This is a genomic window from Vibrio caribbeanicus ATCC BAA-2122 (assembly GCF_000165125.1).
GTDB lineage: Bacteria > Pseudomonadota > Gammaproteobacteria > Enterobacterales > Vibrionaceae > Vibrio > Vibrio caribbeanicus.
Map to the genome: position 1 here is coordinate 17041 of NZ_AEIU01000052.1, position 17261 is coordinate 34301.

At 42.6% G+C, this 17261-nt stretch carries 15 protein-coding genes; 1 reads left to right on the top strand and 14 read right to left on the bottom strand.

The features are described 5' to 3' along the window. The first annotated feature begins 202 nt into the window (after positions 1 to 202). Positions 203 to 985, top strand: a complete 783-nt coding sequence (locus RH40_RS04805) for an AraC family transcriptional regulator (RefSeq protein WP_009600247.1) — start codon at positions 203 to 205, stop codon at positions 983 to 985. A 37-nt stretch (positions 986 to 1022) separates the two neighbouring features. Here RH40_RS04805 and RH40_RS04810 read toward each other — a convergent pair whose 3' ends face one another. The 14 genes from RH40_RS04810 to RH40_RS04875 form a co-directional block, all read right to left on the bottom strand. Then, the gene (locus tag RH40_RS04810) at positions 1023 to 4130 is read right to left on the bottom strand and encodes an efflux RND transporter permease subunit (RefSeq protein ID WP_009600248.1); all 3108 of its coding nucleotides are present in this window, start codon (positions 4128 to 4130) and stop codon (positions 1023 to 1025) included. Beyond that, positions 4130 to 5284, bottom strand: a complete 1155-nt coding sequence (locus tag RH40_RS04815) for an efflux RND transporter periplasmic adaptor subunit (RefSeq protein ID WP_009600249.1) — start codon at positions 5282 to 5284, stop codon at positions 4130 to 4132. Before RH40_RS04815 ends, RH40_RS04810 begins: the two co-directional genes overlap by 1 nt. A 78-nt stretch (positions 5285 to 5362) precedes the next feature. Further along, positions 5363 to 6076 carry a glutamine amidotransferase gene (locus RH40_RS04820; protein ID WP_009600250.1) on the bottom strand — a complete coding sequence of 238 codons (714 nt, stop codon included), beginning with the start codon at positions 6074 to 6076 and terminating at the stop codon, positions 5363 to 5365. A 94-nt stretch (positions 6077 to 6170) separates the two neighbouring features. Next, entirely contained in the window at positions 6171 to 7736 is a 1566-nt protein-coding gene (locus RH40_RS04825; RefSeq protein WP_009600251.1) for an ABC transporter substrate-binding protein, read from the bottom strand. Then, a complete protein-coding gene (locus tag RH40_RS04830) occupies positions 7733 to 7927 on the bottom strand; it encodes a hypothetical protein (protein ID WP_050790426.1) in 195 nt (64 codons plus the stop codon). Before RH40_RS04830 ends, RH40_RS04825 begins: the two co-directional genes overlap by 4 nt. Positions 7928 to 8069: 142 nt before the next feature. Beyond that, on the bottom strand, positions 8070 to 8939 hold the full coding sequence (locus RH40_RS04835; RefSeq protein WP_009600253.1) for an L-ribulose-5-phosphate 3-epimerase: 870 nt from the start codon (positions 8937 to 8939) through the stop codon (positions 8070 to 8072). Positions 8940 to 8995: 56 nt separating this feature from the next. After that, positions 8996 to 9643, bottom strand: a complete 648-nt coding sequence (locus RH40_RS04840; RefSeq protein WP_009600254.1) for a 3-keto-L-gulonate-6-phosphate decarboxylase UlaD — start codon at positions 9641 to 9643, stop codon at positions 8996 to 8998. Beyond that, positions 9633 to 11129 (bottom strand): FGGY-family carbohydrate kinase, encoded by a 1497-nt coding sequence (locus RH40_RS04845; RefSeq protein WP_009600255.1) that lies wholly within the window; start codon positions 11127 to 11129, stop codon positions 9633 to 9635. The genes RH40_RS04840 and RH40_RS04845 overlap by 11 nt, the downstream gene beginning before the upstream one ends. Before the next feature lie 51 nt (positions 11130 to 11180). Next, positions 11181 to 12011 carry a Cof-type HAD-IIB family hydrolase gene (locus tag RH40_RS04850; RefSeq protein ID WP_039954253.1) on the bottom strand — a complete coding sequence of 277 codons (831 nt, stop codon included), beginning with the start codon at positions 12009 to 12011 and terminating at the stop codon, positions 11181 to 11183. 2 nt (positions 12012 to 12013) lie between these two features. Beyond that, positions 12014 to 12712: an L-ribulose-5-phosphate 4-epimerase gene (locus RH40_RS04855; protein WP_009600257.1), complete on the bottom strand. Its 699-nt coding sequence runs from the start codon at positions 12710 to 12712 to the stop codon at positions 12014 to 12016. Between the two features lie 127 nt (positions 12713 to 12839). Next, positions 12840 to 13967, bottom strand: coding sequence for a lactonase family protein (locus RH40_RS04860; protein ID WP_009600258.1), 1128 nt, complete (start codon positions 13965 to 13967; stop codon positions 12840 to 12842). Positions 13968 to 13996: 29 nt separating this feature from the next. Continuing rightward, complete coding sequence (locus tag RH40_RS04865) at positions 13997 to 14869, bottom strand: carbohydrate ABC transporter permease (RefSeq protein ID WP_009600259.1); 873 nt, start codon at positions 14867 to 14869, stop codon at positions 13997 to 13999. After that, entirely contained in the window at positions 14869 to 15786 is a 918-nt protein-coding gene (locus tag RH40_RS04870) for a carbohydrate ABC transporter permease (RefSeq protein WP_009600260.1), read from the bottom strand. The genes RH40_RS04865 and RH40_RS04870 overlap by 1 nt, the downstream gene beginning before the upstream one ends. A gap of 74 nt (positions 15787 to 15860) precedes the next feature. Further along, positions 15861 to 17210: an extracellular solute-binding protein gene (locus RH40_RS04875; protein WP_009600261.1), complete on the bottom strand. Its 1350-nt coding sequence runs from the start codon at positions 17208 to 17210 to the stop codon at positions 15861 to 15863. Between the last annotated feature and the right edge of the window lie 51 nt (positions 17211 to 17261).

The window sequence follows — 17261 nt, forward strand, 5'->3', positions numbered from 1 at the left end:
GAGTTGAGTATCGTAAGTCACTGCTCCTAGTGACCTCAAGCTGCTTACTCAATAGTTGGTTTGTGTGTAAAGTGCCACCTAAAAGGTGGCACTTTATTATTCTTATGAGTATGAAATATCGAGATTTTGCAATATATCCAAACATCTGGAAGCGACTCAGGTATAATGGTGCCGTTGTCATTGATTATACAGGGACGAGAGAATGGCGGTTCTGCAGTTTGGCGATCATTTTTGTGCTGATGAACATTTTGGATTAGTTACCGGTGTTGCTGCCGAGATAACCGGCCATGACTCTGGTTTGCACTTTCATAATAAAGACCAGCTGCTCTCATCCCAGCAGGGTTGTATGGTCATTACGCTTGATAACATTAAATATGTGCTTCCACCAATGCGGGCTGCATGGATTCCAGCTGGCTTAGTACACAACGCGCAATCTACTTACCTCGCTCACTATCGTTCTCTTTACTTTGATAACTCATTAATTCCCCGTCTACCACGCAAGGTGAAAATTCTGGATATCAGCCCTCTAATGCGTTTACTGATTGAACGTATGGCCTTTTGGCCTTTTGATAAACCAGACATTGAACAGCTCAATACGCTAAACCTTTTTATTGAAGAGTTAAATCAAGCCTCCGATGCACACCTTCACTTGCCGCTTCCTAAAGATCATCGTTTACAATCATGGCTAGCCGGAATTAATAATAGTGAATTTATGGCACCTACGCTTTCTGAGTTGAGTAAACAGGTAGGGGCCAGCGACAAGACTATAACCCGTATTTTTAATCGTGAAACAGGTATGCCTTATCAGAGCTGGCGTCAACAATGGCGTCTCTTGGGCGCCATTGAGCTATTATCAAATGGGATGAGCATCTCAGATGTCGCGCACCGCTTGGAGTTTTCCAGTGATAGCGCCTTTATCTATTTTTTTCGGCAGAAAACAGGAGTTACGCCTCTTAACTTTTTGTCACAGAAAGAGGGAAGCTAAAAGCCAGTCCTGTTTAGCTTCCGCTGGCTCCCTCAGGTTATTTCTTTTGCCCAATTTTTCTAGTGGCGAATGTCATCACGACGATAAAAAATACAGGGATAAAGAATATACCTAGGAACGTCGAGCTCAACATACCACCAAGCACAGCAGTGCCTAGCGCAGTTTTTGCTCCAGAGCCTACACCATGACTCATCGCTAAGGGCAAAACGCCCAAACCAAAAGCCAACGATGTCATAATGATGGGTCTGATTCTTGTCCTTACCGCATTGAGTGTCGCGTCGGTGAGAGATAGTCCTTGGGTGTACTGTTCTTTGGCAAATTCAACGATGAGAATCGCGTTTTTGGTTGCAAGTCCGACGGTGGTTAGTAGACCTACTTGGAAGAAAATATCATTCGACATTCCCCTTAAACCAACGGCGATTAATGTTCCAAGAATACCAAGTGGCACGACCAAAATAACGGCTAGGGGTACTGACCAACTTTCATAGAGTGCTGCAAGCACAAGAAAAACCACTAATATAGACAAGGCATATAAGAGAGGTGCTTGACTGCCAGCTAAACGTTCTTCATATGATAAACCATTCCAAGTGATATCGAATCCTTCTGGCAGCGATTTCTTCAAGCCTTCTATGTACTCCATGGCCTCACCCGTACTGTATCCCGGTGCAACATTTCCCTGAATATTAACGGCAGAAACAGCGTTGAAACGTTCTAGCCTGGGTGATTCGATAGTCCAATGTCCTTGAATGAACGAATTAAGAGGAATCATTTCACCGTGTGTATTTTTGGCATACCACATGCCAATATTATTTGGTGTTAGTCGGTAATCTTCATCACCTTGAATGTACACTTTTTTAATACGCCCACGATCAACAAAATCATTGACATAATTGCTACCGAATGCGCTGCTTATTATGCCGTTAACATCATCAACGGAGAGGTTGAATGCCCTTATTTTGCTGTTATCTATATCAAGTTGGTAAGATGGAGCATCCTCTTGACCATTCGCCCTCATACCGACGAGTTTCGGGTTTTTATTGGCTAGTTGAATGAGCTTGTCTCTAGCATTAAGCAGTGCTCTATGTCCGTGATTCCCTCTGTCTTGGAGGTAGAAGTCAAAGCCTCCTGATGTGCCTAATTCGAGTACTGCTGGGGGGGCAAAGGAAACGGCAACGGCTTCACGCATGCTAGCAAAGAAAGCCATAGAACGTTTGACTACAGAGTTGACATCTTGCCCTGCGCCTTGACGGTATTTCCAGTCTTTGAGGCCAATAAATGCTACGCCCATGTTGTTCCCGGTACCGGCAAAACTAAATCCGGAAGCAATAAAGACATTCTCGACGAGTTCAGACTCTTCTTCTCTAAAATACTTAGAGAGTTTTTCCATCGCTTGTTCGGTCTGTTTTTGGGTTGAGTTAGTGGGGAGAATGACTTGTGCAAACAAAATACCCTGATCTTCATCAGGTAAAAATGAGGTGGGTAAAGTGGCTGCATACCATGCTCCCAAACCAGTAAGTATGAGGAAGAGAAACATAAAACGAAGTGGTCTCTTTAACATCAAAGCAACACTCTTTTCATAGCCTTTAGCGCTGGTATCAAAATAGCGATTGAATAGGCGGAAAATGCCATTGGCCTGTTTCTCATTTTTTATAGGCTTGAGCATCGTGGCACATAATGCTGGTGTGAGGACTAAGGCCACGACCGCAGATAAAGCCATTGCCGTGATGATCGTTACAGAGAACTGACGGTAAATAACCCCAGTTGAACCGGACATAAATGCCATAGGGACAAAAACTGCGGAGAGTGTGAGCGCGATACCCACTAGAGCGCTTGAGATTTGCCCCATGGATTTATGTGTGGCTTCTCTCGGACTCAATCCATCTTCGTGCATGACACGTTCAACATTTTCAACCACGACAATGGCATCATCAACCAGTAAACCAATTGCCAGCACCATTGCAAACATGGTTAACGTGTTGACAGATAGCCCTAAAGCAAAGAGAACGGCAAATGTACCGAGCAGTACAACTGGTATGGCAATGGTTGGAATCAGTGTTGCCCTGAAATTTTGCAAAAACAGAAACATAATGAAAAAGACTAAAATGACTGCTTCAAATAGAGTATGAACCACTCCTTCTATCGATTTACCGACGAAAGGAGAGGTATCATATGGATATACCACATCCAAGCCATCTGGAAAAAAAGGCCTCAGTTCATCTATCTTTTGTTTTACTGCTGCTGAGGTTTGCAGCGCGTTTGCGCCAGGTGCGAGCTTCACTCCCAATGCAGCACTTGGGTACTGGTTATAAAAATTGGTCATGATGTAATCATCAGCGCCCAGTTCAACGCGTGCGACATCCTTTAGGAAAACACTGGCACCAACTTGATCCGATTTAATGATGATCTCTTGAAACTCATGAGCCGTTTTTAGACGGCTTTGCGCTGAAATGCTCGCATTTAGCTCAGTCTCGTTAGATGGGTTAGCTCCAAGTTGCCCTGCTGATACCTGCGCATTTTGTTCTTTAAGTGCTTTGATGATATCACTGCTGGTGAGCCCGTACTTCACAAGTTTCAGTGGATCAAGCCATATTCTCATCGCATAAGGTGCACCAAATATCTGAATCTCTCCCACGCCATTGACCCGGCTCAGCGGTTCACTGATATTTGAAATCATAAAATCTGAAATATCATTTTTATCCAAGCTGCCATCTTTGGAGTAAAAACCAGCGATAAGGAGGATATTAGCGCTCGATTTATTGACTTTGACCCCTTGCTGCTGAACTTCTAGAGGTAATAAAGGTAGCACCGATTGCAGTTTGTTTTGGACTTGTACTTGTGCGATGTCCGGATCGACATCAGAGTTAAAGGTGACGGTAATTGAAACATTTCCCGTATTGTCGCTGCTTGAGGAAAAATACCTTAAATGATCAATACCTGTTAAGGATTGTTCTATGACTTGGGTTACGCTATCCTCTACTGTCTTCGCATTTGCACCGTTATAGCGGGTGCTAATAATTATTGTTGATGGGGCAATACTCGGGTATTGCGAGACAGGCAGTTTGAATATAGCCAAAACGCCACATAGCATTATGAGGATAGCGATAACCCAGGCAAAAATGGGCTTATCGATAAAGTATCTGGACATTAATCACTTGCTCCTCTTCTAGGGGTGACTTCTTTTATCTTGGGTCTATTTTGTTCGATAGCTTCGACATGATCTCCTGAGTGGATCCTTTGCAGATTACTGATGACAACACGATCACCTTCTTCTAGGCCTGATGTGATGCGCCATTTATCACCAATGACTTCGGCTGTTTCAATTACTTTTTGTTTGACTGTGCCTTCTGGGTCAACGAGCATAACAATCGCTTGGCCTTTACTGTTTCTCGTCACCGCTTTTTGTGGAATTAAAATTGCGTTTGGGTCGGTTCCGATATTTAAACGTGCGCGCACATACATACCCGGTAGTAGGATGGCTTTTTTATTTGGAAATTCTGCTCGAATTGTCACCGAATCAGTGGCTGAATTCACGTTTACCTCAGTAAATTTGATTTTGGCGCGAGCTGGGTACTGTTGCGTTCCCATTAGTAGCGTAATGGTGGGCTCTGATTCTTCTCGAAACTCACCTTTTCGATAAGCATTCTTAATTTTGAATATTTCAGCGCTCGAACGAGAGAGGTCGATATTAATGGGGTCAAGTTGCTGAATTCTCGCAAGCATTTGTTCTTGCCCTGAAGTGACGAGCGTACCTTCGGTGACCAAAGAACGGCCAATTAAACCTGAAATAGGTGCTTTAACTTTGGTGTACTCAAGATTAATTTCAGCTTGATTTAATGCTGCCTCAGAAACTTGCAGTGCGGCTCGAGAAACTTTATAGGTCGCTAGAGTATCATCCAGCTCTTGCTGACTGAGTGCTCCACGTGAAACGAGGCGCTGGGTGCGTTTGAGTCGTGTTTCAGCGGCGTATAAGTTAGCTTTATTCGCTTCAACCTCAGCCTTTGCACTGACTAATTTTGCTTGATAGGGTGCTGGGTCAACTTGATAAAGAGATTCGCCTTGCTTAACAAAACTACCTTCGGTAAAGATTCGTTTGGTAATAATACCGTTGACTTGTGGGCGAACTTCAGCTTCCCTAAAGGCTTTGGTTCGGCCTGGAAGGTCAACCGATAAAGCTTGCTCGACTTGAGTTACTCTAATGGTATCGACTTGGATTGGCGAATTTTTTGGAGTTTGAGCTTTATCGCTATCGCATCCTACAAGGGATAGGATAGCAAGGAAAATGATGCCAGCTTTGTACATAGACCTTGAATTCTCTTATTGACAAATAATCTATTACTTTAGGCGCTGGCAGACAGTTTTTGTTAATGATAGTACGACTTAATATATCGATTTTAGGACAAGTTGATTAAATTTGGGCAAAATGGACTGCGCATTGACAGTGTCAGAAGTTCGATTAAGCCTTTGCTCAAGTTCTGATTGGGAAAGGTGTTGCCTATTGTCGTGCAAAATTGTTCGCATCACATTGGTACTAAACTCTGGGTGGAATTGGACGCCCCATGTTGTTTCTCCAATACGAAGAGCATGGTGGTTTTCCATATCATTGCGGGCAAGAATCGTGGCATTATCTGGCGCTGAAACAACGGATTGAAAGTGTATTGTATGAGCATCAAACTGCATTGGTAGAGTGGAAAATATAGGGTCAGTATGACTTTCACACGTTCGCCTCACTGTCACGGTTCCTATCTCTAGACCTTTCGGGTTCTCTGCCACATCGCCACCAAATGCCTTGGCGATCAATTGATGACCGAAGCAGATACCGAGTGTGGGAATACTATTTTCAGCCAGCCGTAGTACATCCACTTCAAGTTTTTTCATCCAAGGCAATTGCTGGGTTACCATCGCGGGCGAGCCCATGATAATTACACCTGCGAGTGAGTTCAGTGGAGGGAGCGGCTTATGAGTACCATCATGGAATTCCACTACGAGTTTCGTTTCACCAACAGCCGACTTAGCCCAATGTTCAAAGTTTCCGTATTTTTCGACCAGCAGTGTGGAAGCTGAACCGACATTTACTATCAATAAACGTTTCATATGTTTTCTATCTTTGCCAAGTAGGATCAAATAATCACATTATGGAAGTCGACCGAGTGAAACAATATAATTTATTGAAGTTGTGATTAAAGTGTTAATCCAGCCAAAGCTTTGCGAAGTCACACCAACCTATCTTGTTGATCTTGACATTTTTCAGGCGGGAAGGAACGTTGAGTGTTAGATCCTCTGAATTTATAATGGTCATTATATTGTCATCATCAAGCTGTTTTAGTATTTTATCGACGATATATTCCCTTTCATGAGGCGAGTAACTGGCTCGTATTTTTCTTATTTGGGCTTGTAACTTACTATGCTGATCCCAGCTTAAATCTCTCTTCCAGTATGGGTAAAGCTTGAAAAAAGCAACAAAGCTAGTCACTTTGTCATATTCACAGCGAATGCCACCAATCCTTATATCCTGACGTTGAGTTGAGTGCCCAAACGTTACCTCTTCACTTATTACGTTTGGCAAAATGCTTTTTAGTTTCTTCGCTAACTTTCTGCTTTCATTATTATTCTCATGGCTCAAGTTGACCGGGACAGTCAGGTTTAGATTGGGTGTTTCTCCCGTTTCTAGCAAGCGCACTAGCGGCTCTTTTATCTCATTGCGCTGAAGTTCTCTGCGATTTAACAGTAAAAAAAAGTAACCAATCTCTTTGGTTGATACTTGGTAACTATCTTCCTGATTGTGAATAAAAAAGAAGTTCTGGTCGCACTTTTTTTCCTCAGCCCAGTTTTCGTAAATCCAAAGCTCGATTTGATTAATAAGTGCTGTGACACCAGTGTATTGGGGGTAGCGTTTTAGGCGAATAAGACGACTAGAATGAATGTCGACCATAAAAGGACCAGAACCTATGGGCGTATAGGCATGGCTTGGTTGGTATATTTGATTACTGGGCATGATGGCTGTTTCTGCCCTACTAAGGAGCTGAGCAAAGCTATAGTCAGTTTCTGAAAGTGTAAACTGAGCCACATGCGAAGAAATGGCTTTTACCTCAATCATATGCTGGTACAAGGAGTGCCAGTAATCAGAGATAGATAGGGCTTTAAAGTTATTCACAACTTCGTATGCGTCTATGGGTGAGCCATCATGAAAGGTCGCCGACTCTCTCAGATAAAACGTCCATATTTTTCCATCATCACTACACTTCCAAGTATGTGCTAGTTCAGGCTTGATCTCGTGGTTTTCAGAGTTAACGAGAGTTTGGAAAATTTCATGAATAAGATGCCGCTCTGTTCTTTCAAAAGCCAAATGAGGATGTAGCTGGTTTATTTGACGATGGAATCTCGCAAAAATAGTGCTGGAGTTTTGTTTAACACTTGATGCTAGATAACGCTTGAGACCCATTGAGACGTCTCGTTGATTAAAGCCCAAAAGATGATCTACTTGGTCATATTTTTCTGCTGCGACGGCATGATTCACTAATAGGTAACAGGCACTTTCAGGCTCGATGAGACAGGTGATTTGTCCTTTCTGCCCACGACCTTTTGTAGGTAACCACTTCAACCATAGATAACTCGACATTTGCTTGAGTAATGTCCGGGCATGTCGTTCGCTACAAACAAAGGCTTTAGCAATGTCTGCCATCATAGTATGACTGGTGTGTGGCCCGTATTGCTTAAAAAGTGCTTCATAGAGCTCTAGTTTTCGTCTGTTCATTTGTGCTTTGCTTGATGCCCATTATTTTCAGGGGTATTTTCCCAAAATTTATCCGTGGCGTATATCTCATTGAGTCGCTCAATTCTTTGTGCTGGAGTGAGATAAAAACACTGAGCCAACCATCCAGTTTTTTTGTCGTAACGGTGTGATCGATTAAGTATCTCGGCGAAATGATTGCATATTTTCATCATAATTCCTCTTGATTGAAGTCAGATGAGATTAAATTGTCCAGCGACAAAAAAACCGGAACAAATAAAAAATTTGTTCCGGTTTAATTATGACTTAGGTTATCTCTGACAACGTAGAGAAAATTCTTGTTGTAAAATATGCTGCCTATAGGTCGAAACCAGCCCCGTGGGCGATCTCTTCAAGCTTGGTCTTGGCATCAATCATGTTCTGATACCAATGCTCGTCTTGCGCCCACATTTCAATGACCAAAGGAGCACAGTAATCCATATCCTTAAGTGCCGTAAAGATTGAGTGAAAATCGACTTGGCCTTCACCGATAACAAGATCACGAAATTGCCCGGGGTGGGTATCGGTTACTTTAAGTGTATCTTTTAAGTGGACTTGAACAATATGTGATTGGCTGAGTTTTAGTTCAGTTACAACATCATAGTTCCACCCTGTAATATTTCCGACATCGGGATAAGCCATAAAATAAGGAGATGGGATGTGACGCTTGAGTACCTCAAATTTACTCAAAGAATTCAGGTACGGTGTATCCATAATTTCGACACCGAGCACAATACCAGCCCGTTCAGCCATTTTGACAGCTTTTTGCATACCATCGATAAAGCGTAAATGCGTTTCTTGAGATTGTTTTTCGTAGTAAACATCGTACCCAGCCATTTGAATACATCGAATGCCAAGTTTGAACGCGAGGGTAATGGCTTTCTCCATAATAACAAATGCATGCTCACGAGTGGCCTCGTCCATCGATCCGAAAGGAAATTTTCGATGAGCGCTTAGGCACATAGACTGGAGCGGCATCTCGAGCTGTTCACACAAGTCTCGGATACGATAGATTTCTTGATCACTCCAATCTAGACGTGCACGACGTTCATCAGATTCATCGATCGAAATTTCCACAAAATCGAATCCAGCTTCTTTGGCTTTTTGAAGACGAGCTTCCCAATCTAATGAAGCTGGCATTGCTTTCTCGTAGATCCCTAAACGGAATTTTTTTTGGTGATTGATCATATATTGTCCTTGTTACGAAAATGCATGTTTCAGTTAATAAGTGGTGAAACTCTGTGTTACCAATAACGCGAGATTTCTTGACGAAATTCATTGGCGATATCTCGCCCTTTATCACTGGATAAAGCACGACCAGCAATGAATGATTTTACGTTAAGATCTTTAAATAAGGCGATATCTTGAGGGGAAATCCCCCCTGTAATCGAGAGTTCAATTCCTTTTTCGGAAAGCTGGTGCATTTTTTCTAAGTCATCTTTATTCCAAGTGACTCCTGACAATTCAGCATCACGAGAGCGATGGTATATTGCTTGAGAAATACCTAAATCACGCCAGTTTTGAACATCTTTCATAGTCCAATTACCGTAGAGCTCGATTTGTATTTCTCCGTTATACTGATCCATGGTCTCTTTTGCAGCACGAATGGTTTCAATATGTGCCGCAGCACTGACTGTTACCCAAGTCGCCCCATTTCTGGCCGCAATCTCGGTTAATATTTTGCTTGCATCGGTGATTTTCATATCACAGACAAGAATATGGTTGGGGTATTTCAGGCCTAATGTTTTGACCGCTTCCATTCCTTCACTAAACGCTAAGATCGTTCCGACCTCAATCACGTCAACAAACTGACTGACTCTATTTGCATGTTCTAATGCGTTGGCCAAATTGGGTGAATCGAGAGCGATTTGTAGTAGTGGCTTATTCGGCATCTTTTGATTCCTCCATTGCTTTAAATAAAGTCACCAGTTTTTGGTAGCGGGCATATTTTTTTTGATAATAATGTTTTTTTGAAAGCTGGGGTTCAAAGTGACGAACATCGCTTTCAAAATGGCTGATCGCAGAAACGACATCGGCATAATCTCCTGCACCCACCATCGCAATGGTTGCTGCACCCAATGCGCCAGTTTCTTGTACATTTGGAATTTCAACTTTCATCCCCGTAACATTCGCGAGCATTTGCATCCAAACATCGGATGCAGTTGGCCCGCCAGTAACCCGCAACACATCCGTATTAGGGAAACGATGCTTCATTCTATTCAAATGCAGATTGTGACAGAATAAAATGCCTTCCCAAACAGCTTTTACCAGGTCGCCTCGAGTGTGGTGCGACTGCAAACCATAAAAGCCTGAACGGAGGCCAAGGCCTTGGTTAGAGCCATAGAGAAAAGGCACGAAAAGTACGTCATGTTCCTCATCGATGACCTCAGTGACTTCTTTAGCAATGGTATCGTGGTCAAAGGCATTTTCATCGCCAAAGTAGCGGCAAAACCATTCATAATTACTGGCTGAAGTCGGGCTTGCCTCATGTACGATATATTGGTTTGCTATGGCGTGGTAGCCATAGACAAAATTGTATTCTTCTTGTGTGACTTTATCAGTGATGCCTGAGGTAACCGACCACGTTCCCATCACATAATTGAGTTTCTCGTTATCGGCATTAATGCCCGAGCAGAGCGCAGTCGAGACGACATCAAATAGTCCGCCGTAGACGGGAGTTCCGGGAGCTAAACGAGTTTTGAGTGCGGCTTCGTCGGTAATGTACCCTGCAAGATTATCGGAAGCGATAATTGGTGGAAGGGCTTCCCACATTTCTTCGATACCAAACATACTCAGAAGGTTTTTGTCGTAATCACTTGTCTGGGCGTTGAAAAAATTACTCTCAGACATATTTGTTAGCTCGGCATGGACTGAACCTGTAAGTCGATAGCGTAAATAATCGTGAGCCATAAAGATAGCACCGACATTTTTATAGTTGTCTGGTTCGTGTTCCTTTAACCAACGCATAATCGAAACAGGATGGCCTGTCCATAATGTTTGTTTGGTGGTTGGGTAAATTTCTGTATTTAGGCCTTCTTGGTGCCATTGTTTAACAATCGACAATGAGCGGCTATCTGAAGACAAAATACCATTGCGTAGATTATCTCCTTTTTTATCGATAAGGTATACACCTTTACCCTGCGCGGAAATACTGATCCCTTTGATTTTCGTCGGACAAATATCCGTTGTATCTAGAAGATTATTGATGGCGCTACATGCATCGCTCCACAAATGGTCGAGGTTTCGCTCTACCCAGCCTGGCTTTTCAGTGATAACACTGGCACTGACTTTGGCAAGGCCATGTAATTCTCCTGCACTGTCATAAAGTCCAGCTTTCATAAACGTGCCACCAGAGTCCAACCCGATGAAATAATTCATTAATCGTTTACCTCATAATCTATCTAAGTCCAATATGGCTCTACTATCGTTTTATTGGTGTTCAAATATTGAACTCAATAGCTCGGCGAGCCCAGCTTCACTATCGTGATCATGCTCTGTGACAAGTTGAGCATGTTCTTTGACCCCATCGGCGGAATTTTTCATCGCAATTCCAAGCCCAGCATATTGCAGCATAGAGAGGTCATTAAAATTATCACCTACTGCGACTACCTGACTCGAACTAACGCCTATTTTTTTTACATACCGTTCTAGTGCTGTGCCTTTGACATTACCCTTCATGGCAAAGTCGAATCGATTTACCCATGAGCGCTCCGCTGTGAAATGCTCTTGAACTAGGGCTTCTGACATAAAGTCTTTAAGTGCCTCTTGGCTGCCTTCAACGACAAATTTCCACACGTGATTGGTGTTGAGTATCTCGTTGTGGAAGTCGTCTACTTTTTGAATGTTTGGCTTTAGATGTCCTTGATACTGTTCAGACCATAACTTGAGGCGTTCCATATACTCGATGGGCCTAGAGTTGGAATACAGCATTGCATCAGCGATATAGACGACTAAATTAAGCTGGTACGAGTTTGCTAGGTGAAGGAAATTAGCCGCAAGATCTTTTGGGATGGCATTATGTTGGATAACTTTTTCTGACTGGTAGTCATATTCGTAAGTGCCATTACAGCAAATGATTGTTGTATCTAAACCCAGTTCATAATAATAAGGTTTTGCAGCAGTGTGGTGTCGCCCAGTGACAAGAATGACGTGGGTGGGACCACTGTGTATCGACGTTATGGTGTCTCTTAGTTGTTGGCTGATCTTTCCTTTCGAATTAAGAACAGTACCATCCAGATCCAGAGCTAATACGTTGTACATCATTATCCCTTTTTCTGTCCGTAATAAGCATCTTTGCCATGTTTACGGTTGTAGTGCTTGTCGAGTAATTCGTCTTGAATTCTTATCGAAGCATTAAGTATGCGAGTACTTGTCGCCATCGCTGCAATTTCTTCTAGCACTACGGCATTGTGCACTGCATCAAATGCATCCTTACCCCATGAAAAAGGTGCATGTCCTGAAATAATTGCACTAGGTAGTGCAGTAGGGTCAAGTTGGCGTTTGCCAAACTCCTCGACAATAACTTTGCCGGTATTCAACTCATAGTCATGCTGGATTTCGTCGGCAGATAACTGTCGAGTACAAGGTATGTCACCATAAAAATAATCAGCATGAGTTGTGCCTAAAGCAGGAATATCGAGCCCAGCTTGAGCCCATATGGTTGCATTTCTTGAATGGGTATGAACTATACCGCCTATGGTATCAAAAGCTCGGTAGAGCTCGACATGGGTAGGGGTGTCGCTTGAGGGATTAAGGCTACCCTCGATAATGTTGCCATCCAGATCGATCACCACGATATCATCGACCGACATGGTTTCGTAAGAAACACCTGATGGCTTAATAGCGATCACGCCTCTCTCTCTATCTATTTCGGATACATTCCCCCATGTAAATGTAACTAAGCCGTAAGAGGGCAACTGTAAATTCGCTTCCAAAACACGTCGTTTAAGTTCGTTATACATATAAACACCTTTAAATTAGTGACTTGCTCTGATGGCTTTGACAAGGTTGTTGCGTTTTATCAGACCAAGCCACTGTATAAAATTGTTTTATCCATCCACAGCTGTGAGGGCATGTGGTAGGTTAGTTTTAATCCAAAAAGCGGATGTAGTTAGGTGCTGGCACCTCAATGACTTCATCCGTCATTTTGATGATTCCTGTCTCAATATCTCGATCGAAAACAATGACATTTCCCGTGTCTTGGTTGGAAATAATGGCAGCCTTACCACAAGGAGATATGGCGAAATGACGCGGGAACTTGCCATTGGTTGGTACGATATCCACACGTGTCAGTTCGCCTGTCTCTGATACTTTGAAGATCGCAATAGAATTATCTCCACGGTTAGATACGTAGAGGAACTTGGCATCTGGAGAAAGCTTTATCTCTGAAACATAACTAATCTGATCGAGGTTTTCGATCGTCGACTCGTATTGGAATGGGATCAAACGCGGTTTAATGCTGTCAGGATCTGAATGATCCAATTTAGCCGCACAAACGGTGTTGAACAATTCGTTTGATACGTAGCAAATATCTAATGTAGGATGAAGGACCATATGCCTTGGCCCAGAGCCGGGCTCGAATTCGATCCAAGTTTCCCTAGTTAGCTGGCGAGTTTCTTTGTTCCAACGGTATTGGAAAACGGCGTTTTCACCTAGATCTGGGATAAACACCCAGTCATGCCAAAAATGGGCACAATGTGCGTGAGGACCGACTTGGCGGTTACCCCAGTGATCCTCCCGATTCTCTACTTGTCGCCATTGCTCTTCGGGACGATAGAATTGTTTAAAGCTCTGAATCACTTCACCCAACTTACCATTTTCATCAACGTCGACGACATCAATAATGGCATCCCAGTAGTTGATCACAATCGCGGCATCTCGATTGGGAGAGAAAGAGATATAGCAAGTAGATTTACCGTTAGCCCTAAAACTACTGATCTCAACCAGGCTACCATCATTTTGGACCTCATATTGAACAACGGTGCCATTTTCGCGAATGGTCTCTAAAATAGCATACAGATACTTTTTATCTGGGCTTGGGATCAATACCGCTGGGTTTGTCGCAGCTACTGAATCATTGACGATCAACTTGCCTGCTTTGGTCAATGTTGCACAGTACATGCCTTCACCTGGCTTTGGTGAGTAGGGTTGGTGCGCCAAAGCGTCAATATCGCTATATGTGCCGATGACTAGTTGATAATTTTTTTCTAAATTCATAACAATACCTAATTTCTGTTGAATTAAAATTAACCTTTTACTGCGCCGGCAGTCATGCCTGTAATGATTTGTTTTGAAGCGACAAAAGTAAAAATAATGGGTGGGACTGCTAATAACATTCCAGTGGCCATAATGACGCCCCAGTCAATGTCGTACTCGGTTAATGAATTAACGATGGTGACAGGGACGGTCCTTGTATCCCTTTGTAGTAATGCGTTAGCGAGTAGAAACTCGTTCCAAGCTATACGAAATGTAAAGATTGCAGCGGCAGCTAAACCGGGTTTAATGATTGGTAAAACGACGAGGAAAAAGATCTGTAACGGATTCGCACCGTCGACTTTAGCTGCTTCTTCTAGTGGCATCGGTACTTGAACTATGAAACTCTGGAGAATCCAAATCACGAAGGGCAGGTTCATAGCAACATAAAGCAAAATAATTCCGCTATAGGTGCCATCAAGTTGATAGTCGAAGGTCCAAATACCAAATACTGGAACAAGTAAAACCGCTGGTGGTACCATTCGCATCATCAAGGTTGTCAGAGATACAACGCCTCTGCCCATAAACCTGAATCTCACTAGTGAGTAGGCAGCCATACACCCAATGATGAGGGTTATTGCTGTCGATACCAGAGCGATGAAGATAGAGTTACCTAATGAACGGGTAAACGTAGGACTACAGAAATCGACATGCTCAGGTTCATACCAAAGAACATCACATAAGACGGTTTCATAATTTTGGAGAGTGGGTGTAAAAAATAAACCACTCATATCATTCATGATATCAACATTTTGTTTAAATGATGTCATTATCATAAGTAATATAGGTCCAATCGACATGACGACCAAAGCAACTAATAATGCGTAAAATGCAGGGTTTTGCTTATTTTCCTTTATTTTTTTCATTATTCTTCATCCTCATTTATAAGCGTTTTCTTGGCAGTTCTTTTTTCATTAAACTTGTTATAAATAAACATGGTTAATGTGAGTACGAGAAGAACAATTAGTAATAGATTTGACATGGTTGCAGCCATACCTAATTCTCTAAACTCAGACGCTGTGCGAGAAATTCTAAGAGCGAGAATCTCAGTTGATAGACCTGGCCCTCCATTTGTCATTACTAAAATAACTTCAAGCACCTTAAATGCATCGATTAATCTCAGTAGACACGTGACAATTAATACAGGAAGCATCAAAGGAATTTTGATATAGAGGATTTGTTGCCAAGCTGTTGCTCCATCAATACGAGCGGCTTCCAACGTCGATTTGGGTAAAGATTGCAGCGCTGCAAGAGACAGGATGAAAATAAAGGGTGTCCATTGCCAGATATCAGCAATGATAATGGATGTTAAAGACCAGCTTGGGTCAGACAGCCAAGGAATAGACTCAAAACCAAGCGCATTTAACGTTCGGTTAAATATCCCAATGGTCGGGTGATACATGTATCGCCACATTAGTCCAACAACAATAGGTGCTATCATCATTGGTAATATGAAAATTGTTCTTAGTAGAGATAAACCTCGAATATTTCGGTCAAGCAATAATGCTAAGCCAACACCGATAAACATTTCGATAGTTACAACAAAAAAAGCAAATTTTAATGTGACACCAAGAGATTCACGGAATGAAGGATCAAAAAATAAAGTGGTATAGTTTCTAAACCCAACCCACTCAGCTTCGCTAATTAATTGACTTGGATTCCACTCTAAAAAGCTCGCATATATCATGTAAACAATTGGATAAAGCAGTCCAAATAATAATACTATCCCCGCCGGAAATAAGAACATATACGGCGTCATGCGATTTAAATTATTAAATTTCATTAAAACATACCTAATGTACAAGGAGTAATAGGTACTTCACCATATGACTATATAGTGAAGTACCTTGCTATGAATTACTTAGCTTCACTCCAAGAATAGTATTTTGCATCTGACATAATTTTCTCAGCACGCTTAGCAACGCCATCAAGGGCTTCTTGAATATCTATATCTTCAGTGAGCACTTTTGATAGTGTTGTTCCAAGGTCGGAGTTGATTTTCCCCCAAACAGGGATAATCGGGCGCCAATCTGGATCAGCATATTTTAGTGCTTCACCAAAGATCTTCATGTGAGGGAACTTAGCATTGACCTCTGCATCAAAGTGCGTTGAGTAACGTGATGGGTTTCCGCCTTGCAGCGCGATCAGTTTGTCGACTTTTTTCGATGTTAGCCATTGCATTAGCAAAAATGCCGCTTCTTTGTGCTGAGCATTTTTGGGAATTCCAATACCAAACCCACCTGTTTGCGATGCTTGTTTAACGCCTTTTGGATGCGGAGCCCACGCAACTTTTCCGACCACTTTTGAACGAGTAGGGTCGTTAACTTGCCCAGCAAACACCGTTGAATCAAGGAACATTGCAGACTCACCTTGTAGGAAGGACGTTCCCGCCTCAGCAAAACCAAACGTCTTAGCGCCTTCTGCACCACAGTTAACGATCTTCTTAAGTGCTTTCGCTGCCTCTACTCCCTGCGCATTATTTAAGATTGGTTTCCACTGATCATCAAAAATGCGTCCACCTAATGGTGCTAAGTGAAGTAAGAAGGCATGAGAGGCGTGATGTCCAGAAGCCGCTCGGGAAGCGAGTCCGCCCATTCCTGGCTCTAACTTAGGTATTTCACATGCAAGTTTAAGTAGCTCATGATAATTCTCAGGGACTTTGAGGTTGTGCTTTTCAAAGATATCTTTGCGATAACCCAAAATAGAGGTTTCTGCACCAAAGGGTAAGCCAAACAAGGAACCTGTAGGACCTTTTAGATAGCCTTTTTTACCACCAGCGACACCAATATTGGCAACATAACCGTCGATTAAGTCTTCCGCATCGAAATTAGGGTCGGCAAGGGCTGGGTTCATGAAGTATTTCGCGAGGTTCTCAAGTTGATCGGCATAAACGTAATCAGCCTTGGAGAAAACAACGTAAGCGATAAGGTCGTAGTCCCCTTTACGTTTGGTCAACTCTAAGGTTTGCTTTTCACGCATACGAAGATATTGGAGTTGGTCAACTTCCACATTGATCCCTGTTTCTTTCGTAAACTCAGGTAAGACTTTCATCACCGCCTTGTAGTGCGGGTGAGCGGGGAAGTTAACAACTAGTGTTGTATTTTTATATTCATCGTATGGGCTTGCGGAAGACATTGTTGCGAATGTTCCGGTCGCCAATGCCACGACGGTTGCTTTACAAAAAATCCTTTTCAAATATATAAGCATGTTGCCTCCAATAGAGAAAAGTAAATGTTCGGGTTTTGAGGGTGTATGTTC